The sequence below is a fragment of the Rhodococcus sp. MT28 genome, assembly GCF_058792695.1.
In genome coordinates this window covers 436207-462620 of sequence record NZ_JBXAFD010000003.1, presented here as the reverse complement: position 1 = coordinate 462620, position 26414 = coordinate 436207, and the positions used below count along the sequence as shown (strand labels likewise).

The window sequence follows — 26414 nt, the reverse complement described above, 5'->3', positions numbered from 1 at the left end:
CAACTAGATTCGTATCCAGCTGTCCCCCACCCAGAACAGGAATTCGATGCGCCCTGGTGAGCTCACCACTCTCGAGCAGATACAACTCATGGCCCGCGCGGCTGCTGCGCAGGCCATGAGTGCTCCGTCGATGCTCCGACTCCGGCTCGGCCGCTACCCCACTCGCACACCCGAGCTGCGCAAACGCCCACTCCCCGACACCAAGCTGTGCAGCGAAGCGCTCGATCACGCCAGAGGAACCCTCTCCCCCGCGGTCTTGAACCACAGCCTGCGCTGCTGGATCTGGGCCGACGCCTTCGCGCAGATCGATGCGATCGAGTACGACCCCGAAGATCTCTTCACTGCGTGCGCCCTTCACGATGTCGGACTGGGCGCAGAAGGATCGGCCGAGCACGGGTGTTTCACCTACATCAGTGCCGCAGACGCAGAAGAACTCGCGACCCGAGTGGGAACTTCGGAGAGGTCGGTACAGCGAATCGGCGAAGCGATCCGTCTGCACATGGATCTGACCGTCGACCGCGGCGCGGGCGCTGACGCCTATCTACTGCATGCCGCAGCGCATTTCGACGTTGCCGGTCGGCGTGCGCCCGAAATTCCGCGAGCAACTGTTGATGCAACAATCGCGGAGTACCCGCGAACAGGGTTCACCGACGAGTTCACGCAGTCGATGCGGCGCGAGGTCCAGCTCCGTCCGCACTCTCGCGCGGCGACGCTCTGGAGATCGGGCATGGCACTGCCGCTCCGAACCAATCCCCTGGATTGGAAGAGCCGCTAGCTACGTCCAGTCCTCGAGCACCGCGGTTCGTGATCCTCCGACGTTCCCGGTATTCACCACGCCCACGGGTTCGATCAACATCACCTCCGCTTCCTCTTCGGCGATGGGACAATGCTCGACTCCGCGAGGTACAACGAACAATTCACCGGGCCCCAGCGAAACATCTCCGTCGCGCAGTTGGATTCGGATCTGCCCCTTTGTCACCAGAAACATTTCGTCGGTGTCGGTGTGGGAGTGCCAGACGAATTCACCTTTGATCTTGACGATCTTGATCTCGTAGTCATTGAGGCCCGCAATCTTCTTGGGCGACCAGTGCTCGGTGAACTGACCGAACTTCTCGCGGAGCGATACCGCTGTTGCCGAACTGTTCATGTTGTTCCTCCCTCGGGCGCGCCACCACTGCGATGACGACCCCGCCACTCTTCGTCACCCGAGGCAGCTGCGTCTTGTACGTTTCTGACATGGATCCCCGCGGCGCACAGATCACCGCGTGGGCACCGGGCCTCGCGGGAATCACCGAGGTCTTCCATGCCGATTTCGTCGGACACGCCTATCCCAAACACACGCACGATCAGTGGTCCCTGATGCTCGTCGACCGCGGCACGATTGCATACGACCTCGATCATCGCGCTCATGGCGCAGCACCAGAGATCGTGACTCTGTTGCCGCCAGGCATCGCACACGACGGAGTTCCGGTCACCGAGGCCGGATTTCGTCAACGAATCCTCTACCTCGACACGTCAGTTCTCGGCGAGGTCCTCATAGGCCCGGCGGTGGACAGCCCCGAGATTCGAGACCCTCTGCTGCGCCACCGCATTGATCAACTGCACTCTGCACTCGGCCCACACGGCGAATCACTCGAAGCCGAAAGTCGCCTGGGGTTCCTCGCTGAAAGATTGAACGAGATCCTCACACCGGCCACAGGTCGATCCCGTCACACGCCGACCGTTGACGAACGCGTTGCCGATCAACTTCGGGACCTGCTCGATGCGCGACTCACAACGGGAATCACGATGCGGGAAGCGTCGAACATCCTGCAGCGGAACCCCACGTATCTGATCAAGAACTTCGCGAAGCATTTCGGGCTTCCGCCTCACAAGTACGTGACGGGACGTCGAATCGATCTGGCGCGACGCACAATCCTCGCCGGGCGCGAATTGGCGGACGTGGCCGTCGACGTCGGATTCCACGATCAATCCCACCTGTCGCGGCACTTCGTCAAGCATGTCGGGGCGCCGCCCGGTAAATACGCACTGAACGTGGTCGGCAGAGCGCGCTAGTCGAAGCACCTGGCACCGGTTTCGTCGAGCAGACACTGACTCCGATCAGCTGGAGTCTGTGTCCACTGAATGAAAACGGTGTCAGGTCCCAACGATCAAGCAGCCGTCTCGAGGTCGACCAGGAGGAAGTCCTCGCGCCGCGGCCCGTATTCACGATCGGTCAGCTGATACGAGCGCAACGCACGAGGTGCACGGGCCAACTCGTAGAACCGCTCGGAGCCAGGCACGAATTGCCTCGTAGCCCAACCCCAGTTCGGGCCGTGCGGAAACTTCGGGTCGGGCAGCATGTCGGACTCCATCGACATGAGCCGCAGGCGCCGAACTACCCCGGTCGTGGCGGCATCCGCGCCGAAGTCTATCCACGCCTGACGCGCGTTTGGGTCGTCACGAGGAGTTCCGGCGCGTAGTTGCAAAGCGCCCGCGGCTTCGATCCGAGAAGGCAACGGTGGTTCGGCGTCGAACATGAATTGCAGTGCAGCGACGCGAGCGATCGCCGGCTGGACCGGCTCCCGAATGCCTGACCCGTCGCGAGGCAGTCTCCACATCAATGGTTTCGAACTCGTGCGCACTTCCGCCGTCAAGACCCACGCCGGCTCGACTACCGCCCACCTGCTCGGGCTGTCGACATTCCAGGAGAGTCCCCACCGGACGGTCTCCCCCAATTCTGGAGGAACAAACCACCGAAAACGCAGACCGTCGATGACTACCGGCGTGATCATCGTGTCGAGGTTCGCCGACGCACCGACCATTCGACCGGCTCGACCGCATCGTCCAGCCCGAGAACCACGCGAGCTGCATTGCGCCCTTGATCGAACAGGGACTGGCGAACCGTTGTCAGGCCGGCGTCCGATGCGGCTGTTGTGTCGTCCCATCCGACGACTGCGACATCGTCGGGCAGCGCGAGGCCGAGTTCGCGGATCGCGTCCAAAACCCCCAGAGCCAGTTCGTCACTCATCGCCAAGATGACATCGGGCCTTCGGCTCTCGGGAACGTCGAGCAGGGACCGAGCCATTCGCGCACCCTCGCTCCGCTCGTTGACGGTGACCACCCCCACCCGCACCGAGGACCAATCGAGGCCCGCATCGCGGACGGCACGCTCGTAGCCCTCGAGCCGATGGCGGGACACCGGAAAGAACGCTTCACCTGGATCCACGTCCATCCGAATCTCGGACCGACGCTCACGATCCCACGGAAGGCTGATCACCGCGGGCCGCTGCGCCCCCGACAACCCGACTGCCGCGATCGCAACGGCGCCGGCAACATCGTCCATCCCGACGAGATCCACACCCTCGTGCACCGGACCACCCTGGATGCATGCGGGTTTTCCGGTGCCGACAATCGCGTCGAGGATGGGATCGTCGAAGACGGTGGTCCAGACGACAAAACCGTCTACTGCCGCGTCGCGAACTCTGTCGACGTCTCCCGGTTTCCCCGAGTTCGGCAGCATCATCAGCCCGGCGTTCGCATCCAGGCACGCTTCGGCGACTCCCGAGAGGAATCGCCGAGCTACTGCGTCTTCGAAGGCGTACGTCAGCTTCTCGCTGAAGACGACCGCGATGTTGTTGAATTTCCCGCTCCGCAAGGACTGCGCCGCCCGGTTCGGGCCCGCGTACTCGAGCTCTTCGGCGGCGGCGAACACCTTGGCCCGCGTTGATTCAGACACGCGCTCGGGCTGCGCGAAGGAGTACGACACCGACATCACCGACACGCCTGCGGCCTTGGCGACGTCGGCCATCGTCGGACGACTCGAACGCTGCGCACGTATGGCCATGAGCATCAGCATAGCGAGTGAAAAGTATCCATTGCGCAGGTGTGTATCGATACATGTATCGTTACACACCATGAGTGCTCGACTGCCGAAGGCAACCACGCTACGGCTGATGACACTGGCCGGAGCAGCCTTCGCCTACGTGACGGCCGAAATGCTCCCCGTCGGACTGCTCAGCGAAATCTCGACGGACCTCGACGTCACCGAAGGGCGTGTCGGCCTACTGCTGACCTTCTACGCATACGGTGTCGCGGTCTTGACGCTTCCGCTGATCGGAGCGGTCAAAACCTGGCCGCGACGACGCGTCGTCGTTCTGACGGTGGCCACCCTCGCGGTGTCGCAACTGGTCGCAGCATTGGCCGTCAACTATCCGATGCTGGTGATCGGACGATTGCTCTGCGCTGCGACGCACGGAGTGTTCTGGGCTGTCGTTGCACCGGTCGCAGCCACCCTCGTTCCGCGCGGACAACAGGGCAAGGCCATCGCGATGGTGTATGCCGGAACGTCTCTCGCTTTTGTTCTCGGAGGGCCACTGTCTTCGGCGATCGGCCAGTCCTGGGGTTGGCGGACCGCATCGGCGGCAATCGGTGTGGTGGCAGTGGTCATTGCTTTCTCACTGCATCGTGCGTTGCCCGAAATGCCGGTCGATCAACACCATCGGAGTAGGCGAGACAAACCGAAGCCGACACCGGCGATGAAACGGGCACTCGCCGTCATCTGCGCGGCAACGCTGTTTGCCGCCCTGGGGCAATTCGCTTCGTACACGTTCTTCACACTTCTGGTGGAGGAAAGCCTCGGCTCGTCCGGTGGCATCCGTACCGCGATGCTTCTGGTCTACGGCGCCGCCGGCGCCGTCGGAGTGTGGGTCGCCGGCAAGTACTACGACCGCCGACCGCGCCTCTTCACGCTCATCGCGATCGCGACGGTGGCAGGCGCGCTGGCCATCTTCTGGCTCTTGGCGCCGTCGATGGGAGCGTTCGCTGTCGTCGCCACGATCTTGTGGGGTGCGGCGTTCACCACCGTTCCGATCTGCCTCCAGTCCTCGGTTCTGCGTGCCGTCCCGATCGGGACCGACCGTGCCTCGGCCATCTACGTCGTCGTGTTCCAGATCGCGATTGCAACGGGCGCTCTGCTCGGTGCGGCCGTCGTCGACAGTGGCGGGCTCTCACATCTGGCGGGCATCGGGGTCGCTCTGATGATCGCTTCGTTGGCGATAGTCGGGTTCGGCCGACGCGCGTTTCCCCAGGAACCGGAACGGTCTACTCACTCCCCCACCGACGCGCCGGCCGGACTCTCGTCGTAGATCAGGGTGTATCGCCAGAACAGTCGTCTCCTGATCCGGCTACCTGGCAGACACAACGCGGCCGCGCGCCGGACGTCAGCCATCGACTCACCCGGTTCCGCGGTGGGAGCTGTCATCGCCTTCAGTGGCTCGGAGGCAACCCGTCGATGCTTGACGACGCCGACGACGGGATTGCACACGGTCGCCAACACCGACAGGAGTGCGTCGGTGGCTGTGGTCGATCGATAACACCCGACCACGACGAGCCGCCCGCCCGGTTCGAGCAGGCTACTCAGCTGCTTCATCGATTCTTCGAGTGGAAGATGATGCAACGCTGCGACGACTGTGATCGCGTCGTACTTCGCCTCGGATGCAAAGTCCTCGATCCGCTGCGCGTCGATGATCACGTTCCCGTCGTCGACAAACCTTGCGCGCACGGCGGCCGAGGTTGTCAGGTCGGGTTCCACACCGACCACCACGTCGAACCGCCGACGCAAGAGGTCGATCAGATTGCCGGTCCCGCTCCCCACGTCGAGAGCGCGACCGGACCTGACCCCGCGCAGATTACGTAGAACCCACCGGCCGTAGTGATCGTTGTGACTCCACGGATGGCGTCGATTGAAACCGTCCAAGCGAGCAATCACACCCATACCCGACGGTATCAATCCGAGCCCGCGCACCGGCCGTCACAACCGCGGGTCGACCGGCTCCGATTCGAGAGCCAGCACCGCGAACACGGCCTGGTGCGCTCGCCACAAAGGTTCACGGTCGACGAGCCTGGATACCGCCTCCATGCCGAGCGCGTACTCGCGCAGCGCCATCGACTGCTTGTGTCCGAGGTTGCGGTTACGCAATCTCGCAAGCGTCGACGGTTCGAGGTAGTCGGCACCGTAGATCAATCGCAGGTACTCCCGGCCGCGGACCTTGATCCCCGGCTGAACCTTCGCGTTGTACCCCCGCGGTCCGTGAATCTGATTCGCCAGCGGTTTGACGACCATCCCCTCACCACCGTCGCCGGTGAGCGACTCCCACCACTTCGTCGCTTCGAACACCGAGTCCTCGGAACCGAGATCGACCACCAGGCGACGTGTAGTGGTAAATCGACTCGGGTCGGCCGCGGCCAGGCGGTCCGAAATACCGAGGTGCCATTCGTGATCCCGTTCCCCGTACGACTGGCCCTCGGCCGCCAGAATCTGGAACGGCGCGATGGTGACGCCGTCCAGTCCGTTCGTCGGCCACACGTACCGTCGGTACGCCTCGCCGAAGCGCTCGATACTGGCGGCCCGAACAGTTGTCTGTTCGAACATCTCCGCCACGTCCAGGCCCCGCGACCCGGCCCGCGCCAGCACGGCCTCGCGAGCTGTGAGGTCTGATCGCCCGGCCGCCGCGACCGACGCGTACTGCGAGCGCAGCAGACCTTCCGCTTTGACGTTCCACGGCAACAGTTCGCAGTCGAGGAGCAGCCAGTCGGTGCCCAGCTCTTCCCACAACCCAGCGGAGGTGACTGCGGCGGCGATGTCGTCGATCAACTGCTGAGTCAGGTCGTCGTCGAAGAACTGGCGGCCGGTGCGGGTGTGCACCATCCCGGTGAGCGCATCCGGTGCATCGAAGCGGGACTGAGCAACCGATCGATCACGGCACACGAGCACCACTGCCCGCGAACCCATGTGCTTCTCTTCGCAGATCACTGTTCCGATTCCGCCGGCCCGGTATGCGTCGAACGCGGTCGACGGGTGTTCCAGATAGTCATCGGATTGGGCGCTCGCGCAGGGCGCCATGGTCGGCGGTAGGTACCGCAGCCATTGCGGCGCGACCGCGAATCGGCTCATCACTTCCAAGGCGCCGGCAGCGTTGTCGGTGCGAACGGACACTCGACCGCGCAGTTCGGTGTCGACGCCGGTCGTTTCGAGGACGTCGGCGAGATCGAGCACGTCCGGATCACGAGTCGGCGGTGCCAGCGGTACCACCGGCTCGTACCAAACCCGCTCCGCCGGAACCGACACGATCTCTCGTTCCGGGTATCGAAGAGCCGTGAGGGATCCACCGAACACACAGCCGGTGTCGAGGCACGCGGTGTTGTTGATCCATTCCACCTCGTGCACCGGCGTGTGACCGTAGAGGACCATGGCTGATCCTCGGTAGTCCTGCGCCCACGGGTATCGAACGGGTAAGCCGAATTCGTCCGTCTCACCGGTAGTTTCACCGTAGAGCGCAAAGCTCCGGACTCGGCCGGACGCCCTGTTGTGGTAGTCCTCCTTGAGACCGGCGTGCGCAACCACGAGTTTGCCGTCGTCCAGAACGAGGTGCGCGACGAGCCCGTCACAGAAGTCGACGACGCTGTCCCGGAACTCCGCCGACTCGGTGGCCATCTGCTCGAGGGTCTCGGCGAGTCCGTGACTGGCCGTGACCTTCTTACCGCGCAAGGCCTTGACGAATTTGTTCTCGTGGTTACCCGGAACCGCTATCGCATGTCCCGCCGCGACCATCCCCATGACCAGACGCAGCACACCGACCGAATCCGGTCCTCGATCCACGTAGTCACCGAGGAAGACGGCAGTTCGCCCTTCCGGCGGCACCGCATCGACAGCTCTGCCGTCCGTCCCGTAGTCGACGGTGTAGCCGAGTTTCACGAGGAGCGTCTCGAGCTCACTTCGACATCCGTGGATGTCACCGATGACGTCGAACGGACCACGCTCGACACGCAGATCGCTGCGGAGCGGGTGGCGCAAGAATGTGGCTTCGGAAACCGCGTCCTCACCTCTGAGGATGTGAACCGAACGGAAACCTTCCTTACCCAGCCCGCGGAGCGAGCGAGTCAACTGTTGGTGCTGACGGCGAATCACGTCGCGTCCGAACGTCCGATCAGAGCGAGCGTCGTTTCGTGCAGAACAGACCGATTCCGGAACATCGAGCACGACTGCCACCGGCAGTATGTCGTGCTCGCGAGCCAACGCAACGAGTCGCTTGCGCGCGGCGGGCTGGACGTTGGTCGCGTCGACCACCGTGAGACGTCCGCGTCGCAAACGCTTGGCCGCGACGAACTCCAGCACTTCGAAAGCATCGGACGTCGACTCCTGTGAGTTCGGATCATCACTGACCCACCCTCTGAATGTGTCACTCGAGAGAGTTTCGAACTCACCGAAGTGGCGCGCCGCGAAGGTCGACTTTCCCGAGCCACTGACGCCGATGAGTACTACCAGGGCGAGATCTGGAATCTCGTACACCGTCATGACGTTCGTGCCTCCTTCGTGAAGATTGCCATCTGTGTCGGTCCGCCAAGGACCGGATCAATTGCTCCGACAAATTCGAACTCCACGCAATAGCCGTGGACTCGGGCCGTTTCGGTTGCCCAGTCGCGGAATTGGGTTCGGGAGAACTCGAACCTGTGATCGGGGTGCCTGAACTCTCCCGCGGCCAATGCCGGATACAGCACGTTGTAGTCGGCATTCGGAGTAGTCAGCAGCACATACTGCGGTGCTGCGTCCACGAAGACCGATCTGACCAGCGCCGGCAGGCGCGCCGTGTCGACGTGCTCGACCACCTCCATCAGCACGGCTGCGTCGAAGCCTTTCAAGCGTGCGTCGCGGTACGTCGCGGACGACTGCATCAAAGACACACGTTCACGTTGGGCGTCGGACATTTCGGTGAACTTCAATCTGCGTTGCGCCCGTGTCAGTTCGCGCGCGCTCACATCGACGCCGACAAGTTTGTCGAATTGAGCGTGCGGCATCAGCGCCTCGATCAGTTTGCCTTCGCCGCAACCGATGTCGACAATCGTTCTGACGTGCAGTCGCTGAAGTGTCGCCAAAACTGCGTCGACGCGAAGCCGTGCCAGCGGCGGATCCGGTCGCGGTAGTTCGATCTGCGCCTCTGCTTGGTCGGGAATCAGTCGATCGACCACCGATTCGACCAGGTCGCGTCGACGCGCCAGGTAGCGGGACATGATCAGCGCGGAATCCGGATGCGACGCCAACCACTCTCCAGCGACGCGGATCAACTTGTCTGCCTCGTCGGGTCCCACCCAGTAGTGCTTCACGTCGTCGAGGACCGGCAACAGCACGTAGAGGTGCCGAAGGGCACTCTGCACCGTGTGTTCCCCGGTGAGCGTCAACGACACGAAGTCGGAGTTTCCCCACGTCGGCAGGTGCGGATCAAGCTGCACCGGTATCGCGGCCACATCCCAGCCCAGCGGCTCGAACAACCGACGAGGCAATTCCGCATCGCCGCCGCACGGAACCACCGGAATCGAGACGGTCAACGCGAGTTCGGTTCCGACGAGTTCCGGGTGCGACTTGCACGTTCCCGTCAACGCGGTGCGAAACAGCTTCGACAGAGCAACCGAGAGTATGGACGACGCCGCATACGGCCGATCGTTGACATACTCACCCAGCGAAAAGTTGTCGCCACTCTTGCCGCGTCGATACCTACTCTGCACAAGTTCGATGGGGTCGACGTCCACAATCACTGCCACCGTGGTCTTTTCGGCTGAGGCCTCCGGGTACAGAACCGTGGCGGTGCCGATCGCCAAGTCGAAGCTTTGCACGCGGTCGGGATGTTTGTGCAGCAGGTAGCTCAACGCGGTCGCATCAGGAGTCTGCGGGGTCGGGGTGGACGTCAGTGTGAGTAGCACCAGGCGAATGTAGCCCGGCAAACGTCCGGGGCGCCTCCGATTTACGCGCCCGCGGCCGTCAGAACAAAGTGAGAGCTGCTCCCGCACCCACCAGTTCCCGGGGCGCCTCACGCGGCTCACTGCCAGCTGCACTGACGTCTCGATGCTCCGAACGACCACCCAACCCATGGCGCTCGACCAATGGCTCGACACGGCTTGCGAGCCAACGCTTGTATTCGGGAGTGACATACGCGCCCCGCCCGTACAGCTCGCGGTAGCGACGGATGAGCGCCGGATGTTCCTGAGCAAGCCAATTCATGAACCAACCCCGAGTACTCCCCCGCAGGTGCATCGGGAAGACCGTCACACTCGTCGCACCGGCTTCGGACAGTGCCTCGAACAGCCCGTCGAGATGACTGGTGGAGTCGGTGAGGAACGGAATGACCGGCGCCACCATGACATTGCACGAGAATCCCGCGTCGGTGATGGCGCGGATCATCTCGAGACGCGCCCGCGGCGACGGGGTACCAGGCTCGATCTGCTTCTGAAGTGCAGCGTCGTTGATCGCCAACGACACTCCGATTCCGACGTCGACCTGCGCCGCCGCCATTTTCAACAGCGGCAGGTCCCGTCGGAGCAAAGTTCCCTTCGTCAAGATCGAGAAGGGAGTTCCGGATTCGGTCAACGCGCGAATAATGCCGGGCATCAAGCGGTATCGGCCCTCCGCTCGCTGATAGGGATCGGTGTTGGTACCCAGTGCCACCGCCTCCCGCTTCCAGGACTTTCGCGCCAACTCTTTGCGGAGCACCGCGGCAATGTTCGTCTTCACGACCACTTGGGAGTCGAAATCCGCGCCGGCGTCGAGGTCGAGATACTCGTGACTCGGTCTCGCGAAACAATATCGGCATGCGTGCGAGCAACCACGAAAAGCGTTGACGGTGAAGCTGAACGGCAACGTCGACTCTTCGGGCATCTTGTTGAGCGCGCTCTTGCAGAGCACCTCGTGAAACGTGATTCCCTCGAACTCGGGAGTCTGCACGGAGCGAACCAACCCGGCTCGTTCGAGTCCGGGTAGCGCTCCGTCATCTGCATCCAATGCCTGACCCGACCACCTCATGGCCCCAAGTCGAACACTTGTTCTAAGGTATGTCAAGATGGAGCGAATACCTGACCGTGCCTCACCACGGCCGGGAAGTTGTTGGCAGAATTCGGTGCATGTCGAACAGAATCAATATTTCGTCCGGTTCCGAATGGGAACCCAAGATCGGTTACTCCCGTGCCGTGCGCATCGGTAACCAGATCGCAGTCTCCGGCACCACCGCTCCTGGTGAGACCCTCACAGATCAGACCCGCGCAGCGCTCGAAACTATCAAGGCAGCACTTGCCGAGGCCGGCGCCTCGCTCGACGACGTCATCCGCACTCGCATGTACCTGCGCGACATGACGCAGTGGGAGCAGGCCGCTCTCGCGCACGGTGAAGTGTTCGGCGAGATTCGTCCCGCCACGACGATCCTCGAGGTCAGCTCGCTGATCGACCCCGCTCTGCTCATCGAGATCGAGGCCGACGCGGTTCTCAGCTGATCGCCAATCCGGACATTTGTGAAATGGGCGCCTAGTCTGAGCCGATGAAACCGATGCGGCTGTATCCGTTGACGCTCGCGCTCGGCATCACCGCCGCTTTCCTCTCGCCCGGTTCTGCACTCGCAGAACCGGGCGAGAGTCTTTCGACGGCTTGCGGCAGCCAGTTGAGCAATGCCGAGGTGGGCCGGATTGCCGAACTCAGCGACGTCACGACCCTGAACGGTGCCGGACTGCCTCGGCTCGAGACCGCTGTCGAACGTCATCGTGAGATCACGTCGATCCTCGTCTCACACCACGATTGGCGAGGCTTGTTCTCCATCGGCCTCGACGCTGTCGAACACGAGGCGGTGATGCCGCTGCAGCGAGACCCTGCGGCCTTCGCCGATGACGAGTGGGCCCATTCCGTCAGCTTCGAATTGCTGCGCAGGTACCTGGTGAACGTCCATGCGGAGTTCACCGGTACTCCCACCGATCCGGCGTGGAGCAACTACTTCGCCCTGACACGTCAGTGCGACGCCAGTCCAGCACGGGTCGCCATGGCCGGCTACAACGCGCATCTCACCGTCGACCTCGCTCACGCCGTCGCCACGTCCGGAACCACTGCGGAGGATGTCCCCGATTTTTACAAGATCGTCGATTCCATTGCCGTCAAGGGTGGTTCGATCGTGACCCTCACCAAGGCCGAGTACGACGCCGATCTGGGGCCGCTCTGGCGGTTCTACTTCGTCGGCGAAGGACTCGACCGATTGGCCGGAAACTCGCAGCCCTCGGAACTGCTGCTCCGCGCCGCCGACAGCGGATACAACACCATCACGCTGGCCAACGGATTCGCCCTCCAGAATCCGCAGACACGTCCGGGCGCAGAACAGGAGATCGACGCACTCTGGCGTACTACAGATTCCGCTCTCGACGTACTCTCGCGACTCGGTGGTCTCTGACATCTCACCCTCCGCTGCCTGAACCGGACACACCTGCGACAATGACCCCATGACGGGGCACTCGACGGGGCAAGGCATGCAGAGTCCCGCCATGCGCCGGGTGCGAGACCTGTTGCGCGGGCCCGCAATTGTCTGCGATGGCCGAGCAACCATCCGCGAGGCCGCGAAGTTGATGACCGACGCGGGCCGCCGCGCTGTTGTGATCCCGACGGAGACAACCGGTTTCGGAATCTTCACCGAAGGTGACCTACGTGCTCGTGTGGTAGTCGGTGGTATCGACAGCAATCAGCCGGTATCAACGGTGATGACGCCGTCAGCAGTGACAGTCGATCCGGATCGATTGGGCGCCGACGCCGTGACCGACATGCTCGAGTACGGATTGCGCCATCTCCCGGTCGTGACCGAGGCAGGCGCACTGATGGGTGTGCTCGAACTCAGCGACCTCCTGACTTCGGCCACCAATCAGGGTTTCGAACTGCGCGCAGCGCTCGCCACAGCACAGGACGACGCCCACCTCGTCGAAACAGCCCGCGCGGTCCCTGTTCTGGTGACGGAATTGGTGGCGTCACGGGTCTCTCCGCTCGACATCGGCGCGACGCTGGCCGTGCTGATCGACGTAACAGTCAGGCGAGCCATAGAATTGGTGGTGGGCGGAGACGAGCGACCGGATTTCGCGTGGCTGTCGCTCGGCAGCGTCGCCAGGCGTGAAGCGCTCCCCTCTTCGGATATCGACAGTGCGCTGGTGTGGGGGGGCGAATCTCATCACGAGGGAGCCGACGCCGCGAAGACCATCCACGACATCCTCGATCTCTGCGGGTTCCCTCGCGACACCAAGAACGCCGTCGCGACCCAGGCCAGGTTTGCTCGGACGCTCCCACAATGGCGCACTGCGCTGCGGAAATGGGTGTCCAACCCGTATCAGGACCAAGCCCTGGTCATGTTGTCGATGCTGGCGGACGCCCGTGTCGTCGCAGGCGATCCGGCGTTGGATCCTCGCCCTGCGGCGTTGGATCAACTGCGACTGCACCCGGCCGTCATGCGACTGCTCCTTCGCGAAGCCGTCGGGGACAAGGCAAAGCTCCATTCGTTCAAGGACGTGATGACGCGTCGGACCGGAACCGTCGACCTCAAAGCCAGCGCCGTCCAACCGATCGTGAACATCGCTCGTTGGGCGGGGATTTCCGTGGGCGCCCGCACGAGTTCGACACTCGAACGCCTCAAGGCTGCAGCGGGAAGCGGTTTCCTACTCGACGACGACGCCCAGGTACTGATCGAATCTTTCGAGGTGTTGCAGCAGATTCGTGTCCGCCACCAGACCGATCAGTTCGCGGCAGGTCGGCCACCGACCGACGAAGTCGTGATCTCCGAACTCACTCCGCTCTCGCGGAGCTTGCTGAGCAATGCAGTGCGCGAGGTCGCAGGTGTGCAACGACGACTCGAATATGCCGCGTCCGCGTCGGCGCTACCCGACATCGATCCGTGAATCGCACTGCGCTCGAACAGGTTCTGGCGGCGGAGCGCCTCGAAGGCTGGGATCCGAGCGATGAACAGATCGCGGAACTCGAGGCCGTGATGATCGGGATGCTTTCTCGGCGTGAGTATTTCGAGCAGGAATTGGCGCGAGCCGTCGGCCTCTCGTCTGCGATTCCCCCGCGGATCCGCTGGCGACGATCAGCGCCGTACGTCTATCGCGGTACATCGGTTCTCGAGAACAATTTCGACGTACGAGATCCCGCCGCACTGCAATCACTCGAGTTCGCGGCGACCGCGCTTCGCCTGGGTGAGGCGCATCTCGGCAGCGACCTCGTACAGCACACGCGAGACACAGCCGAACTTCTCCTGCTTCACCAGCACGTTTTCCAAGATCTGTACCAGTGGGCCGGCCACATCAGAACCGTCGACATCAGGAAAGGTGCGGCAACGTTTGCTCCGGTCTCGGCGATTCGGAACTACCTGTCCGAGGTGGAAGAGATCATCGCCGCCGTCGATTGGGTAGCGCTCGATAACGGCGCTGCGTCGTTCGCGCTCGCATCGGTGTACTCGACGCTCAATCATGCCCACCCGTTTCGGGAAGGAAACGGGCGAACCGGAACCCTCTTCCTGCACCGACTCGCCGCGGACACCCGGTATCAGCTCGACTTGTCGCGGGTGAGCAGAACCGAGTGGGTATCCGCGTCGAGGGATTCTGCGCCTTTCCGGCCCACCGGAACCCCGTCGCCTCGCCCGTTCATCGATCTGTTCAATCGCGCGCTGACTCGCTGACGCAGACATCTGCAACCGTTCCAGGCGGACTGAACACCGTTACTGCTGAGTGAGCACCGCTTCCGCCACACTCGAAGCGGTGCTCACTCTAAGACGACTGTGCTCACTCGACCATCAACCGGGCAGCGCGAACTCCCCTGCGTCGGACCAGCGCTGACGCTCGGCCCCGAACGCGACGGACTGCATCGCGCGGAACTCCTCGATCGAGCGCGAGTTCGACGCGAGGAACTCCTGATGCTCGGCCAGCGAGAAGCTGCCGTCCTCGATCTCGACGCCCCCGCCGCGGCCGGCGGCGGTGTCCGCGCGCAGATCCATCAACTCTTCCGGCTCGACGGGGTACCAGGAGATCCGGTCGAAGAATCGCAGCAACCACGGAGTGCCCTCCTCGAACGGCCCGGACTTCGCGGGGTGGCGGTGATTCCACACCTGCGTCGTACGTCCGACGAACTGGTACCCGCCTGGGCCTTCCATGCCGTAGATGCAGAGGTACGCCCCACCGATCCCGACGGCGTTTTCGGGGGTCCAGGTGCGGGCGGGGTTGTACTTGGTCGTGACCAGACGATGACGCGGATCGAGCGGCGTCGCGACCGGCGCTCCGAGGTAGACGTCACCGAGTCCGAGCACCATGTATTCGGCGCCGAAGACGGTGTCGAACACGTCGTTCACGGATTCGAGACCGTTCATCCGGCGGATGAACTCGATGTTCCACGGGCACCACGGCGCGTCGGCGCGAACCCCGTGCATGTACCGCTGGATCGCTTCGCGCGTTGCCGGGTCGTCCCACGACAGTGGCATCCGCACAGTGCGACTGGGCACAACGAGTTCGTTGGCCGCCGGCAAGGTGTCCTCCGCCTCGGCGAGCATTCCCATCAGCTTGCGGACGGGCAGCACGTCCGGGTCAACGCGGACCTGCAGGCTGCGGATTCCCGGGGTGAGATCGAGTAGTCCGGCCGGCTTCTCGGCTTCGAGTCGCTGATGCAGTGCATGAGCACGCGCACGTAACGCCAGGTCGAGATTCATGTCGCCGTATTCGACCAAAACGTTGTCGTCGCCTGAGCGCCGGTACGTGACCGTGGTGTCGCCGTCACGACGGGCTATGACGCCGTCGTCGCCGTCACCACCGGAGGAATGAACAACCGAATTGGACGCTCGACGCGATACTCCGAGGTCACGCCGGGAGGCTGCCCGTTCGGCGCGGACCGGCACGAAGCGAATCTTGTTCCCGGGAGCCAACTGTCCGAGCTTCCAGCGATCAGCGGACACCACTGTGATCGGGCAGACGAAGCCGCCGAGGCTCGGTCCGTCTGGTCCGAGGAGGATGGGCGTGTCGCCGGTGAAGTCGAGTGCACCGATCGAATACGCGTTGTCGTGGATGTTCGAAGGGTGAAGTCCGGCTTCGCCGCCGGTGGTTCTGGCCCAGTCTGGTTTCGGACCTATCAACCGGACACCGGTGCGGTCGGAGTTGAAGTGGACCTCGTACTCGGTCGCGTACAGCGTGTCGATGTCGGAGCGGGTGAAGAACTCCGGCGCCCCGTGCGGGCCCTCGGTCACCGCAAGTTCCCAGCACGTGTGTATCGCCGGAACATGCTCGGCGGGAACAGCTCCCGCGACCCCGGTCGCCTGTCCGAGTTTGAGAACGTCTCCTGCCCGCAGAGTCCTACCTTCGTGTCCCCCGAACCTGCCCAGGGTGAAGGTCGACGCACTGCCGAGATAGTCGTCGGTCTCGATTCCGCCCTGTACGAGTACGTAGATGCGCAGTCCCGGGCCGCTGACCGTTCCGACGTCGAGCACCGATCCAGCGGGGACGAGAACGGGACGCCACTGACCGTGTACGACGCCGTCGACGGTCACCGACACCGGGGCACCCGTGATGCAGACCGTGGTGTCTTCGTCGAACGTCATGGCAGGTCCGGCCATCGCGCATTCGATGCCGGGGGCGCCTTCGGGGTTTCCGAGTGCGGTGTTTCCCAACCGAAACGACAGGTCGTCCATCGGGCCCGATGGTGGGACTCCGATCTGCCAGTATCCGACGCGTCCTGGATAGTCCTGAACCGTCGTCAGCATTCCGGGACGCACGATGGTCAGTTTTGCGTTCATTCGTCTGCTCCCGGCCGTGTGACGATCATGCGGACGGCCGTGGGATCGAAGCCGTTGCACGGGTTGTTGATCTGCGGGCAGTTGGACACGAGGACGAGCACGTCACGTTCGGCACGCAACGCGAGCCGCTTGCCTGGTGCCGACAGTCCGTCGACGATTCCGAGTGTGCCGTCGGGGTCGACCGGGACGTTCATGAAGAAGTTGATGTTGGACACCAGGTCCCGCTTACCGAGCCCCCATTTTGCGCCCTCGACGAGGAAGTTCTCGACGCACGCGTGCTGATGCTTGGTGTGGTGGCCGTATCGCAGGGTGTTCGATTCCTGTGAGCACGCGCCGCCGACGGTGTCGTGGTTTCCGACCTCGTCTGCGACCAGGGTCATGAGTGGAGTTCCGTCGTCACTGCGGAGCACGGAGCCTGTGGACAGAAACAGGTTCTTCTGGGCTGTGACCGTCGCTGCTGCCGAGTACCGAACGCTGTGATCGTCACCGGCGTAGACGAGGGTGTCGACGGCTTGATTTCCGTGTAGATCGACGACGGTCAGAACGTCACCGGCACGGACAACTGCGGACCACGGCCCGAATGCGTCAGCAATCTCGTCGAGGATCACCGTTCCGGGAACGAGGGCGGGGACATCCAAGGTGGTGGTCATGCGATCTCCTCCAGGTTCGAAGCCGTCCAGGCATCTTCGGTATTGAGCACTGCGCGTTGGTATTCCGGCCCGAGATCGTCAAGGCCGCCGAGTTCGTCGGCCGCGTTCCACGCGAGCACTTCGAGGGACGTGGTGGGAAACTGCGGCGCCGGATCGAGTGGGTGCGCGGTGTTGGCGATCATCACGATGACGGGCAGGTGGATCAGAAGGTCGACCGTTGCGCCTGAGCCGGCGGACCCCGTACTGGTGAGAGCGCCGTCCGCCTCGACGCGGACACCATGGAAGAAGGACAACGGAGGCGCGATGTCCTGCGGCCCGAGCCCGTTCTTCGCGGCAGCGACGGTGAACAGTTCACGCCCGGCGGGTGAGGCACTGTGCAGCGAGCCCTGCCCGTACTTCGCCTCGTTGGTGGCGCGTGACGTCGTTCCGCAGAACGCGTCGTGGTGACCCGACGTGTCTGCGACCACGGTCGCAAGTACTCGCCCCTGATCGGAGAGCAACGGGTGCCCGACGCCGAGATAGGCCTGCCATGGCACCTTGACGGTATCGGCGACGTTGAGACGCTCCCAGGGGGCGTCGGCGCGATAGAGCAAGATGTTTGCGCAGGCGCTGCCAGCGATGTCGCGAAGTCGCAATCGGGTTCCACGTGCGAGAACCTTGGTCGTGTACCGCCCACCCGGCACGGTCTCAGCCCAGGTCAGACGTTCGGGAGCGACGTCTTCGGGTGGGTTCGGCCAACGCGTTGCCGGCAATACGGGCATGGAATCGGTGATCGTTCCAGCTTGAGACCGGGCATGCTCGCGCGCTCCGGCGGTGGTCTGAGTACTCATGGTCAGGCTCCGATCGTGACGGGATTCGGGGTGGCGCGGCCACGCGGGAAGCAAGCGACTCCCAGCCCCACCACCAGCGCTATCGTGATGGGCGCGGCCCACTGCAGAATGGGGTACTCCCCCGTGGGGTTGAAGATCTCGGCTCGTGGCCAGGACAGGTTGATCACCATCAGCGCGCCGTACACAACTGCGGCGATGTTGACCGGAACTCCCCAGATGCCCAGGGAGAAAAGCTTTTTGCCTTCGGCGTCGAACTTGGGGCCGACAGCGGTGCGCGGCCATCCCTTGAGACGCTGAACCAGCAGCGGCACGGTCACCATGAGGTAGGCCAAGTAGATCAAGATGATGCATACGCTGGACAGGGTTGCAAAAATTGCCGAGTTGCCTACGTTGACGGCCAGGACGGCAATGCAGACCAGACCGATGAGGACGGACGGCGCGATAGGTGTTCCGGTTCGGGGGTTGACCTTTGCCAGTATCTGCGAGGCAGGCAGGCGCCCGTCGCGGGCCATGGAGAACATCAGCCGTGAAGCAGCAGTCTGAATGGCCAAGGTGCACACGAACACTGCGATCGAGACGTCGATCAACAAGACCGTGCCCCACGGCGAACTCAGAATGGAGGTCAGTACGTACGGCAAACCTTCCGTGGCCAGGCGTCCGTCGGTCAGTGAGGGCGCTGCCATCAACGCGCCGAGGATCATCAAGCCGCCGCCGAGCGCGGAAGCGGAGAGTGCAAGGCGGATCGTACGAGGTGCGACGCGTCGGGGGTTGCGGGTCTCTTCGGCCAGTTCGCCTGCCGAACCGAAGCCGACCATGACGTAAGCAGCCATCAGTCCGGACATGATCCACGCCCAGGCGTATCCGGGCTGACCGCCGGCACTGCCGGTGTCGAAGACGACGTCCGGTCCGCGCTGAGCGTGGGTGAAGAACATCCCGATCACTGCGATGACACCGACGATTTCGCAGGTCACGCCAATGTTGTTGATACGCGACATCCAGTTGACGCCGATGCAGTTGATAAAGGTGGTCAGAACCAGAAGTACCGATCCGAGCAGCACGGCGTTGGCGGCACCACTCGATGAGGTGAGTGCGCTGTCCTCGCCGATGATCTGGAACCCGCTCCACACATTGGGGAGCACGACCTGCAAGGCGATCGCGGCGGCCGATGCAGTGACGATCTGAGCGATAATCATGAACCAACCGGCGAACCAGCCGACGATCTCACCACCCATCCGCCGCGACCACTGGTAGATGGCACCCGAAATCGGATATCTGGCAGCAAGTTCCGCGAAGTTGAGAGCGACCATGAACTGACCGATGAAGACGACCGGCCACGTCCAGAAGAATGCCGGACCCGCGAAACCGAAACCGAGGCCGAACAATTGGAAGATCGTGGTGAGGATGGAGACGAAGGAGAAGCCCGCGGCGAAAGACGCGAACTTTCCCAGCGATCGATGCAGCTGCTGCTCGTAGCCGAACTCCGCGAGGTCACCGTCGTCGTGAGGCGAAGAGGCGAGTGCGGATGCGGTGGTGGGCTGCGCAGCCGGGGTGGTTGCACTCAACGGCGTACTCCTTCGGCGAAGCGATTCAGAGGCGAATAACTGTCGATTGATAGTTTTCGCGAAATCCACTCGCCGCAGGTGACGCCCGCGTATACGATTCGCCTGATTCTGTAACAGGCTCGTTGAGTACGTTTCGAGCACGTGACCGAATGCTCACAGCGGCGGCCATCCCGCACGTAAGGCCGCAGCCTGCCACTATGGAAGGCGTGACCAACGCCGGCCCCGGACGACCCCGCCTGACCGCTCGCCGACGCCCGGGTGGCACTGCCCGGGCGGAGATCTTGGATGCAGCCGCTGAACTGTTCACCACCCGAGGCTTCGCCGCGACGTCCACACGCCACATCGCCGAAGCAGTCGGAATGCGTCAGGCGTCGCTGTACAACCATTTCGCCACCAAGGACGACATTCTGGTTGCACTTCTCGCCGACACCGTGACGCCGGCGCTCGACTTCGCGGAGAATCTCAGGCCACTCGACACCGCACCCGAGGTCAAGCTGTACGCACTTTCGTACATCGACGCGGCACAACTGATCACCGGACGGTGGAACCTCGGCGTCCTTTATCTCTTACCGGAACTGAGAAGTGACAGGTTCATGTCGTTCCGAGCCGATCGCGATCGGCTTCGCGAGCAATACCGGGCACTCGCCCAGGATGTGCTCGACGCGATTGACGATCCATCATCAACGCACCTGGCCGAGCTTCCGTTTCGCCTGGTAGAAAGTGTGATCAGCGCGCGAGCCGACGCGCTCGAAGGCACCCCGATTCCCGACGCCGCTGTCATCGCCGGGTCGGCGCTGCACATTCTTGGGTGGCGCCAGGATCTTGACCCCATCCATACGGAAGCGGCAACGATCATTGCGAACGCAGAAACGCCGAAACTGTCCGGGGCTGCATCAGCTCCGGACAATTTCGACGCATTGAGGACCTAAACGGCCACGAGACTAGACCGAGAGGGACTGTCCCGGGAAGATCAGGTTGATGTTCGGAACCTGGCTGGCGAGGTTCTCGAGCGAGATGCCGTGTGCAGCAGCGATCTTCGACAGGGTGTCGCCTGCCTTGACCACGTAGTTGCCGCTTCCGGTGCTTGCTGCCGGAGCCGACTCGACGGAAGCCTCAGCGGTGACGGGGGCGGCTGCGGCCTCGTAGTTGCCTGCGGTGGTGCCGGTGGTCAGGTACTGACCGCAGACGGGCCATGCGCCGACGCCCTGGCCTGCGAGAACGTTCTCGGCGACACGGATCTGCTCGGCCTGGCTGGCGTTGGCAGCGTTGCCCGATCCACCGAATGCGTTCCAGGTGCTCTGCGTGAACTGCAGACCACCGTAGAAGCCGTTTCCGGTGTTGGCGGCCCAGTTACCGGAGGACTCGCAGTTTGCGACTCCGGACCAGTCGTGGCCGGCTGCCGAAGCGGTGCCGGTGCTCATGGCGAGCGGGATCGCGACGACTGCGCCTGCGGTTGCAACTGCGCCGAGGGCGCGCTTGAAGGTGATGCTGGTCATTGGGTAAATCCTCTCCGCTACCGCGGACGAGGTCGGCCCGGACGCTTTCACGTCTCGTCGATCGACTCGTCTGTTTCACTCCTGCCCCGCGAAGGTTTCGGGAGTACCGGACCCGCGGGGCAGAAGCACGCAGTTGCGGGTCGGTGTTTGCCCGGTAGTTTCGGGCTGTCAACGACCGTAGGTGATGGTCACGGATTGGTCACGGGGCAGTTTTCCGGCACTGCTGTACCAGACTCAGTCGAAACTCGAGCAATAACCACAGGTCAACTAATTGATTCGAGCTTCAACCATACCGATCGTTATCCGTCCGTTATGTGGCAACCGTCACGGTGATTTTGTGACCCACCACACCGAAACAGGCCGTGTCGGACCGCCAACGAGGATCCTGGGGATGTTAAGAGATTCCTGGCAACGGGAAAAACCAACCGCCCCAATCATTATGGAGAATGGACTGGTGATCATCGCAGTAGAAGGACCCAGCGCCGCCGGCAAGACCACCTGGTGCCGAACCCAACTCGGTGGCGAATCCGCGGCGGAGAGATTCGTCGCCGAGTATCAGCCCACCGGGTTCGAGCCGGACGGTACGGATCTCGACCTTCAGGCAAGTTACTGGACAACGGTCAATTCGAAGCGATGGTCGCAAGCGGAAGATCTCGAAGCGAGAACCGGTATCGCGCTCTGCGACAGCGACCCGCTGAAACTGCACTACAGCTGGTGTCTCGCTGCGGTGGGCGCAGCACCTCGGGAGCGATTCGAGTACGAGCTCGCGGCAGTCGAGACAGCTTTCGAGCACCTCGAACTGGGTTTCGCGGATCTGACCGTCATCTCGATACCGTCACCGGAGCAGCTTCTACTTCAGCGCGAAGGCGACCCCAGCCGCCGCCGACGGCATTTCGAGCTTCACGCGGCGCTCGCCGAGCCCCTCACCCACTGGTACTCGGCGGTGAACAGGGTAGATCCAGGTCGCGTTGTGTGGCGCTTTCCGACACAGCTCGATCTTTCGCGCTGTCCCCCGCCTCGATCGGATCGCAGCGATCCGGGCCTCCTTCGCGCGATGATCAACGAGCTGCCGCCTCTCCCCAGGTAGGGAGTGGCTGCTCGATCTCAGCGCGCTCGTTCGACCCTGGCCTCGTCCCACACCGGCGACTCGCTCTCGTACACGTTCCCATCCGATCCGAAGACGAGGAACCTGTCGAACCCGCGCGCGAACCAGCGATCGTGCGTGACCGAGATGACCGTGCCGGCAAACTGAGCAATGCCTTGCTCGAGCGCGTCAGCCGAATGAAGGTCGAGGTTGTCGGTCGGTTCGTCGAGCAACAACATCGTGGCGCCGGAGAGCTCGAGGAGCAGGATCTGCAATCGTGCCTGCTGACCGCCGGACAGGTCGTCGTACTTCTGTTCCGCAGCCTGGGACAATCCGTAACGGTCCAGCGCGCGGCTCGCCGCTTCGCGTCCCATTCCGCTGCGGTGTTCGTCGCCCATGTGCAGGATCTCGAGCAGCGTGTTTCCGGTCAGATCGGGTCTGGAGTGTGTCTGCGCAAACAATCCGGGACGTACCCGAGCACCCAGCGTCGCAGTACCCCCGTGCTCGACCGGCGCGATGTCGAGCGCCTCGACAGGCAGATGCTCGCTCCCCGGATCGGTCCCCCCACCCGCCAAGAGCCGAAGGAAATGCGACTTTCCGGATCCATTGGAGCCCAGCACGGCAACCCGATCTCCGTACCAGATCTCGGTGTCGAAAGGCTTCATCAATCCGGTCAGCTCGAGATCTTGACATACCAACGCGCGCTTGGCGGTTCGCCCGCCCGCCAGCCGAACCGTCACCTTCTGCTGAAGTGGAATCGCTTCGGGTGGCCCTGCCTCCTCGAACTTCGCCAACCTGGTTTGCGAGGCGTGATAACGCGCAGCGACGCCGTCGTTGAACTTGGCCTTTTCACGCAATCGCAGAACCAGGGCACGCAGTTTCGCGTGCTCCTCGTCCCAGCGTCGGCGCAGTTCTTCGAATCGAGCGTTGCGATCCTCGCGGGCTTGGTGGTAGCTGGCCAGCCCAGCACCGTGGGTCCACGACGTTGCGCCGCTGATTCCGGGCTCGAGCGTCACGATGTGGGTGGCCGCGTTGGCGATCAGTTCGCGGTCGTGGCTGACGAACAAAACCACTTTCGACGATTCCGAGATCGTCTTTTCCAGCCATCGCTTGCCCGGAACATCGAGGTAGTTGTCCGGCTCGTCCAGCAGGAGTGCGTCGTCGGGCCCAGCGAACAGTGCTTCGAGAACCAACCGTTTCTGCTCGCCACCACTGAGGGAGTTGGCCGCGCGCCACTTCGCACGGTCATAGGGAACACCGAGAGCCGCGGTAGTGACCTTGTCCCAGAAGTCTTCGGTCTCGTAGCCGCCCACGTCGGCCCAATCGGCCAGCGCATGCGAATACTTCATTTGAGTTGATTCCTCGTCGCGCTCGATCATCGCGTTTTCTGCCGTATCGAGCGCCAGTGCTGCGTCCCGGATCCGTGCCGGCGAGACGGACAACAGAAGATCGCGCACGGTGGACTCGTCGCGAACCTGGCCGACGAATTGCCGCATCACGCCCAGTGTTCCGGATCGAGTGACAGCGCCCTCGTCGGCGACGACGTCTCCGGCGATAATGCGGAGCAACGTCGTCTTACCAGTCCCGTTGGGGCCTATCAGTGCAGTTTTTGCACCGTTGCCGACCCGAAAGCTGACACCGCTGAGCAGTTGCCGACCATCAGGGAGAAAGTAGTCGACGTCGGCGATGTTGAGGTGGGTCACGCTGTCAAGAGAACCCTACCCACGGCGATCTGCCAAACCATTATTCCTGCCTTCGGTCTCGAGCTCACTACCGTCGTGGGATCGTCCGACCGCATCGAGCGCCGCCAGATATCCGAAAACCATTGCGGGACCGATAGTTGCACCTGGACCGGCATAGGTATGACCCATCACCGGTGAGCTGGTGTTACCTGCTGCATAGAGCCCGTCGATGACCGAACCGTCGGCGCGCAACGCTCGCGCGCGAGCGTCCGTGTTGATGCCGCCTTTGGTCCCCAGGTCTCCAGGCACCATCTTCGCGGCATAGAACGGACCCTTCGTGAGTTCTCCGAGGCTGGGGTTGGGCTTGTTGGTGCAGTCGCCGTAGTAGTGGTCGTATCTGCTTGTCCCACGGCCGAAGTCGCGATCGACTCCGTCGCGCGCGTGACTGTTGAATCGTGTGATGGTCGCGGACAGCGCATCGCCCGGCACTCCGATCTCGGCAGCGAGTTCGGCAATCGATCCAGCTCGCACGATCGCACCCGATTCGATCCACGACCGAGGTATCGGCCTGCGCGCCGGAACCCCCGCGAACAGGTAACGGTCACGGTACGTCTGATCGAAGATCAGCCAAGCCGGGATGTTCTCAGCGGGTCCTTCACCTCGGCCGTACTTTCCGCCGAACATGGCGTGTGCCGCTTCGACATAGGGAAGTGACTCGTTCATGAAGCGCTGACCGCTGGCGTTGACCATGAGGCTGCGAGGCAACGAGCGTTCCGCCAAGGCGAACCACGGGCCATTGGGCAGTGGAATCGACGGGGCCCACCACGCGTCGTCCATGTACGAAATCGCGGCGTCGACGCGTAGAGCTGCACGGATACCGTCCCCGGTATTGGTCGGTGCCCCGAGAGTCCACTGCGCGCTACTCGGCCGGCGCTGGTACTCGCCTCGCATGTCGTCGTTGTTGTCGAACCCGCCACACGCGAGGATGACACCGCGTCGAGCGTGCATGGTGGTCTGCACTCCCCCGGACTCGAGTCGCACACCCACGACACGATCACTGTCGGTCACCAAATCCACAAGCCTCGTCCCGAGCTCCACCGTCACTCCGGCGTCCCGAACTCCGAGCATCAGTTCGGCCATGAGCGCCGGCCCGAGCCCGATCAGCTTCTTCCTCCGAGCTCTTGCGGCCAGGGATCTCATTCCTACCCGAAGCATCCGCACCGGACCCCGCCAATGCCGCATCCCCGTGCTCAGCCAACGGTAATCAGATTGTTGGACAACCATGTTGAGCGGAACCTTCATGTACGGCGGATGAAGTGTCGCAAGATCGTCGCCCAGAGCTCGCGCGTCGAACGGGCGCGGCTCGCACGAGCGGCCGCTTGCACGTCCGCCAGGTGCCTCGGGAAAGTAGTCGGAGTACCCCTTCACCCATTCGAGCTCCAACGCAGAGTGACGAATCAGGAAATCGAGGGCTTCCGGACCCCGATCGATATACGTGTCGATTCGGTCGGCGTCTGCATCCTCTCCGACAATGCTCTTCAGATATGTTCGCGCAGAGTCGATATCATCTGTCGGTGCCTCGCGGCGAAGTATCGAGTTTCCCGGAATCCACACGCCGCCCCCGGACCGGGACGACGAACCGCCCCAGTATTCGGACTTCTCCACGAGTATCGTCGAGAGTCCGTTGCGGGCTGCGGTGATGGCTGCAGACATGCCGGCAGCCCCCGATCCGACAACAACGACATCCACTACGGGCGGCACGGCGCCCTGAGGGTTCTCGTCCATCACTGGTCACGACCTTTCGTGTCATCTTCGTCCTGCGTGTGCCACCGGGATCCTCGAACAGCGTCGAGCGCCCCCTCGACGCACACGGGAAGTGATGCCCCGCGCTTGTGAGGGTTACGTATCCATTGCCGATAACCGAACTCCGCCGCCGCCAACATCAAATGAACGAGAAGTCCTGGGCGGCTGTCGTTTTCCGGATCGAGTTGCATACGTTGCGCCACCAACTCGACCAACCGATCACGATGCTCGGGCGCGATCAGAGCGACACGATCCATCAGGTGCGGCGCGGTACGGAACGCCGATCGCCACTGATCGATCTCCGCGGACTCGAAAGCATTGGAACGCTCGAGGATTGCCCGTGATATCGCAAGATCAGCCGACTCGGCCGGTGGGCGATCCTCGAGCAACGTCACGATTCCGGCACCGCCCTGCCTGACCGGATCCAACAGCAGATCCTCCTTGTTACGAACGTGCCGAAAGTACGTACTCGCCGACACCCCCGCTGCCGCCGCAATCTGCTCGGTGGTCACGTCCTCGAAACCGTCACGCGCGAACAGATCGAATGCCGCACGTTGAATGTCTGCTCGCACCTGCAACCGCTGTCTCTCCCGTAGTGACATCAGCAACGTCCTCCCGCCTCGGCCGAGATCCGGCCGTTCTCGTTAATGCGAGTCTCACCTATTGTGACAGTCACTGTCAATATCCAATTCTCTGTCAGATATCAGCAGACCCG

Annotated in this window: 24 protein-coding genes; 9 read left to right on the top strand and 15 right to left on the bottom strand. The window is 63.0% G+C overall.

What is annotated here, in order from left to right; genetic code table 11:
• The first annotated feature begins 46 nt into the window (after positions 1–46).
• Positions 47–775 (top strand): HD domain-containing protein, encoded by a 729-nt coding sequence (locus AC1Q6C_RS14915; protein ID WP_116056760.1) that lies wholly within the window; start codon positions 47–49, stop codon positions 773–775.
• Here AC1Q6C_RS14915 and AC1Q6C_RS14910 read toward each other — a convergent pair whose 3' ends face one another.
• Positions 776–1147: a cupin domain-containing protein gene (locus AC1Q6C_RS14910; RefSeq protein WP_054781205.1), complete on the bottom strand. Its 372-nt coding sequence runs from the start codon at positions 1145–1147 to the stop codon at positions 776–778. It lies immediately after the preceding gene.
• A gap of 89 nt (positions 1148–1236) precedes the next feature.
• On the opposite strand from AC1Q6C_RS14910, the gene AC1Q6C_RS14905 reads away from it, so the two are divergent.
• Positions 1237–2055, top strand: a complete 819-nt coding sequence (locus AC1Q6C_RS14905; RefSeq protein ID WP_230359846.1) for a helix-turn-helix domain-containing protein — start codon at positions 1237–1239, stop codon at positions 2053–2055.
• Between the two features lie 95 nt (positions 2056–2150).
• On the opposite strand, the gene AC1Q6C_RS14900 is transcribed toward AC1Q6C_RS14905, so the two are convergent.
• Together AC1Q6C_RS14900 and AC1Q6C_RS14895 are read right to left on the bottom strand one after the other, a co-directional pair.
• Positions 2151–2774, bottom strand: a complete 624-nt coding sequence (locus AC1Q6C_RS14900; protein ID WP_230359845.1) for a hypothetical protein — start codon at positions 2772–2774, stop codon at positions 2151–2153.
• Positions 2771–3826, bottom strand: coding sequence for a LacI family DNA-binding transcriptional regulator (locus AC1Q6C_RS14895; protein WP_230359844.1), 1056 nt, complete (start codon positions 3824–3826; stop codon positions 2771–2773). The genes AC1Q6C_RS14900 and AC1Q6C_RS14895 overlap by 4 nt, the downstream gene beginning before the upstream one ends.
• 70 nt (positions 3827–3896) lie before the next feature.
• On the opposite strand from AC1Q6C_RS14895, the gene AC1Q6C_RS14890 reads away from it, so the two are divergent.
• A complete protein-coding gene (locus AC1Q6C_RS14890; protein ID WP_230359843.1) occupies positions 3897–5126 on the top strand; it encodes an MFS transporter in 1230 nt (409 codons plus the stop codon).
• Here the strand turns inward: AC1Q6C_RS14890 and AC1Q6C_RS14885 are convergent.
• Genes AC1Q6C_RS14885 through AC1Q6C_RS14870 form a run of 4 tightly spaced genes read right to left on the bottom strand, consistent with a single transcriptional unit; the run spans position 5087 to position 10831 of the window.
• Positions 5087–5755: a class I SAM-dependent methyltransferase gene (locus AC1Q6C_RS14885; RefSeq protein ID WP_042449164.1), complete on the bottom strand. Its 669-nt coding sequence runs from the start codon at positions 5753–5755 to the stop codon at positions 5087–5089. The two genes, AC1Q6C_RS14890 and AC1Q6C_RS14885, sit on opposite strands and share 40 nt — an antisense overlap.
• Before the next feature lie 36 nt (positions 5756–5791).
• The gene (locus AC1Q6C_RS14880; protein ID WP_230359842.1) at positions 5792–8335 is read right to left on the bottom strand and encodes a polynucleotide kinase-phosphatase; all 2544 of its coding nucleotides are present in this window, start codon (positions 8333–8335) and stop codon (positions 5792–5794) included.
• Positions 8332–9756 (bottom strand): 3' terminal RNA ribose 2'-O-methyltransferase Hen1, encoded by a 1425-nt coding sequence (locus AC1Q6C_RS14875; protein ID WP_230359841.1) that lies wholly within the window; start codon positions 9754–9756, stop codon positions 8332–8334. The genes AC1Q6C_RS14880 and AC1Q6C_RS14875 overlap by 4 nt, the downstream gene beginning before the upstream one ends.
• A 37-nt stretch (positions 9757–9793) precedes the next feature.
• Positions 9794–10831 (bottom strand): Rv2578c family radical SAM protein, encoded by a 1038-nt coding sequence (locus tag AC1Q6C_RS14870; RefSeq protein WP_003944842.1) that lies wholly within the window; start codon positions 10829–10831, stop codon positions 9794–9796.
• A gap of 98 nt (positions 10832–10929) precedes the next feature.
• Between AC1Q6C_RS14870 and AC1Q6C_RS14865 the strand changes: the two genes are divergently transcribed.
• The 4 genes from AC1Q6C_RS14865 to AC1Q6C_RS14850 are packed head-to-tail and all read left to right on the top strand — an operon-like array spanning position 10930 to position 14495.
• On the top strand, positions 10930–11295 hold the full coding sequence (locus AC1Q6C_RS14865; protein WP_019748335.1) for a RidA family protein: 366 nt from the start codon (positions 10930–10932) through the stop codon (positions 11293–11295).
• Between the two features lie 53 nt (positions 11296–11348).
• Positions 11349–12233, top strand: a complete 885-nt coding sequence (locus AC1Q6C_RS14860) for a DUF5995 family protein (RefSeq protein WP_081305406.1) — start codon at positions 11349–11351, stop codon at positions 12231–12233.
• Positions 12234–12282: 49 nt separating this feature from the next.
• The gene (locus AC1Q6C_RS14855) at positions 12283–13716 is read left to right on the top strand and encodes a putative nucleotidyltransferase substrate binding domain-containing protein (RefSeq protein ID WP_228232711.1); all 1434 of its coding nucleotides are present in this window, start codon (positions 12283–12285) and stop codon (positions 13714–13716) included.
• Complete coding sequence (locus tag AC1Q6C_RS14850; RefSeq protein WP_050656329.1) at positions 13713–14495, top strand: Fic/DOC family protein; 783 nt, start codon at positions 13713–13715, stop codon at positions 14493–14495. Before AC1Q6C_RS14855 ends, AC1Q6C_RS14850 begins: the two co-directional genes overlap by 4 nt.
• Before the next feature lie 114 nt (positions 14496–14609).
• On the opposite strand, the gene AC1Q6C_RS14845 is transcribed toward AC1Q6C_RS14850, so the two are convergent.
• Genes AC1Q6C_RS14845 through AC1Q6C_RS14830 form a run of 4 tightly spaced genes read right to left on the bottom strand, consistent with a single transcriptional unit; the run spans position 14610 to position 19634 of the window.
• Positions 14610–16592, bottom strand: coding sequence for a 5-oxoprolinase/urea amidolyase family protein (locus AC1Q6C_RS14845; protein ID WP_030536445.1), 1983 nt, complete (start codon positions 16590–16592; stop codon positions 14610–14612).
• Positions 16589–17242, bottom strand: a complete 654-nt coding sequence (locus AC1Q6C_RS14840; RefSeq protein WP_042919877.1) for an urea amidolyase associated protein UAAP2 — start codon at positions 17240–17242, stop codon at positions 16589–16591. Before AC1Q6C_RS14840 ends, AC1Q6C_RS14845 begins: the two co-directional genes overlap by 4 nt.
• Positions 17239–18072, bottom strand: coding sequence for an urea amidolyase associated protein UAAP1 (locus tag AC1Q6C_RS14835; RefSeq protein WP_064075360.1), 834 nt, complete (start codon positions 18070–18072; stop codon positions 17239–17241). Before AC1Q6C_RS14835 ends, AC1Q6C_RS14840 begins: the two co-directional genes overlap by 4 nt.
• Before the next feature lie 2 nt (positions 18073–18074).
• A complete protein-coding gene (locus AC1Q6C_RS14830) occupies positions 18075–19634 on the bottom strand; it encodes an amino acid permease (protein ID WP_064114382.1) in 1560 nt (519 codons plus the stop codon).
• Between the two features lie 197 nt (positions 19635–19831).
• Between AC1Q6C_RS14830 and AC1Q6C_RS14825 the strand changes: the two genes are divergently transcribed.
• Positions 19832–20563, top strand: coding sequence for a TetR/AcrR family transcriptional regulator (locus AC1Q6C_RS14825; RefSeq protein ID WP_054188193.1), 732 nt, complete (start codon positions 19832–19834; stop codon positions 20561–20563).
• 12 nt (positions 20564–20575) lie between these two features.
• Here the strand turns inward: AC1Q6C_RS14825 and AC1Q6C_RS14820 are convergent, their stop codons facing one another.
• A complete protein-coding gene (locus AC1Q6C_RS14820; protein ID WP_003944949.1) occupies positions 20576–21130 on the bottom strand; it encodes a LysM peptidoglycan-binding domain-containing protein in 555 nt (184 codons plus the stop codon).
• A gap of 439 nt (positions 21131–21569) precedes the next feature.
• On the opposite strand from AC1Q6C_RS14820, the gene AC1Q6C_RS14815 reads away from it, so the two are divergent.
• Positions 21570–22217 (top strand): hypothetical protein, encoded by a 648-nt coding sequence (locus AC1Q6C_RS14815; RefSeq protein ID WP_007728105.1) that lies wholly within the window; start codon positions 21570–21572, stop codon positions 22215–22217.
• A 17-nt stretch (positions 22218–22234) separates the two neighbouring features.
• On the opposite strand, the gene AC1Q6C_RS14810 is transcribed toward AC1Q6C_RS14815, so the two are convergent.
• The 3 genes from AC1Q6C_RS14810 to AC1Q6C_RS14800 are packed head-to-tail and all read right to left on the bottom strand — an operon-like array spanning position 22235 to position 26301.
• A complete protein-coding gene (locus AC1Q6C_RS14810; protein WP_007728106.1) occupies positions 22235–23917 on the bottom strand; it encodes an ATP-binding cassette domain-containing protein in 1683 nt (560 codons plus the stop codon).
• A 15-nt stretch (positions 23918–23932) separates the two neighbouring features.
• The gene (kstD, locus tag AC1Q6C_RS14805) at positions 23933–25681 is read right to left on the bottom strand and encodes a 3-oxosteroid 1-dehydrogenase (protein ID WP_064114383.1); all 1749 of its coding nucleotides are present in this window, start codon (positions 25679–25681) and stop codon (positions 23933–23935) included.
• Positions 25681–26301, bottom strand: coding sequence for a TetR/AcrR family transcriptional regulator (locus AC1Q6C_RS14800; RefSeq protein WP_054781208.1), 621 nt, complete (start codon positions 26299–26301; stop codon positions 25681–25683). Before AC1Q6C_RS14800 ends, kstD begins: the two co-directional genes overlap by 1 nt.
• Between the last annotated feature and the right edge of the window lie 113 nt (positions 26302–26414).

Bases quoted from the DNA above. Each gene is read 5' to 3' on its own strand.
- AC1Q6C_RS14815 (WP_007728105.1), top strand. From the start codon at position 21,570: ATGGAGAATGGACTGGTGATCATCGCAGTAGAAGGACCCAGCGCCGCC.
- AC1Q6C_RS14890 (WP_230359843.1), top strand. From the start codon at position 3,897: ATGAGTGCTCGACTGCCGAAGGCAACCACGCTACGGCTGATGACACTG.
- AC1Q6C_RS14840 (WP_042919877.1), bottom strand. From the start codon at position 17,242: ATGACCACCACCTTGGATGTCCCCGCCCTCGTTCCCGGAACGGTGATC.
- AC1Q6C_RS14895 (WP_230359844.1), bottom strand. From the start codon at position 3,826: ATGGCCATACGTGCGCAGCGTTCGAGTCGTCCGACGATGGCCGACGTC.
- AC1Q6C_RS14900 (WP_230359845.1), bottom strand. From the start codon at position 2,774: ATGATCACGCCGGTAGTCATCGACGGTCTGCGTTTTCGGTGGTTTGTT.
- AC1Q6C_RS14800 (WP_054781208.1), bottom strand. From the start codon at position 26,301: ATGTCACTACGGGAGAGACAGCGGTTGCAGGTGCGAGCAGACATTCAA.
- AC1Q6C_RS14885 (WP_042449164.1), bottom strand. From the start codon at position 5,755: ATGGGTGTGATTGCTCGCTTGGACGGTTTCAATCGACGCCATCCGTGG.
- AC1Q6C_RS14825 (WP_054188193.1), top strand. From the start codon at position 19,832: ATGGAAGGCGTGACCAACGCCGGCCCCGGACGACCCCGCCTGACCGCT.
- AC1Q6C_RS14855 (WP_228232711.1), top strand. From the start codon at position 12,283: ATGACGGGGCACTCGACGGGGCAAGGCATGCAGAGTCCCGCCATGCGC.
- AC1Q6C_RS14905 (WP_230359846.1), top strand. From the start codon at position 1,237: ATGGATCCCCGCGGCGCACAGATCACCGCGTGGGCACCGGGCCTCGCG.
- AC1Q6C_RS14845 (WP_030536445.1), bottom strand. From the start codon at position 16,592: ATGAACGCAAAACTGACCATCGTGCGTCCCGGAATGCTGACGACGGTT.
- AC1Q6C_RS14915 (WP_116056760.1), top strand. From the start codon at position 47: ATGCGCCCTGGTGAGCTCACCACTCTCGAGCAGATACAACTCATGGCC.
- AC1Q6C_RS14835 (WP_064075360.1), bottom strand. From the start codon at position 18,072: ATGAGTACTCAGACCACCGCCGGAGCGCGCGAGCATGCCCGGTCTCAA.
- AC1Q6C_RS14865 (WP_019748335.1), top strand. From the start codon at position 10,930: ATGTCGAACAGAATCAATATTTCGTCCGGTTCCGAATGGGAACCCAAG.
- AC1Q6C_RS14880 (WP_230359842.1), bottom strand. From the start codon at position 8,335: ATGACGGTGTACGAGATTCCAGATCTCGCCCTGGTAGTACTCATCGGC.
- AC1Q6C_RS14910 (WP_054781205.1), bottom strand. From the start codon at position 1,147: ATGAACAGTTCGGCAACAGCGGTATCGCTCCGCGAGAAGTTCGGTCAG.
- AC1Q6C_RS14870 (WP_003944842.1), bottom strand. From the start codon at position 10,831: ATGAGGTGGTCGGGTCAGGCATTGGATGCAGATGACGGAGCGCTACCC.
- AC1Q6C_RS14860 (WP_081305406.1), top strand. From the start codon at position 11,349: ATGCGGCTGTATCCGTTGACGCTCGCGCTCGGCATCACCGCCGCTTTC.
- AC1Q6C_RS14820 (WP_003944949.1), bottom strand. From the start codon at position 21,130: ATGACCAGCATCACCTTCAAGCGCGCCCTCGGCGCAGTTGCAACCGCA.
- kstD (WP_064114383.1), bottom strand. From the start codon at position 25,681: ATGGACGAGAACCCTCAGGGCGCCGTGCCGCCCGTAGTGGATGTCGTT.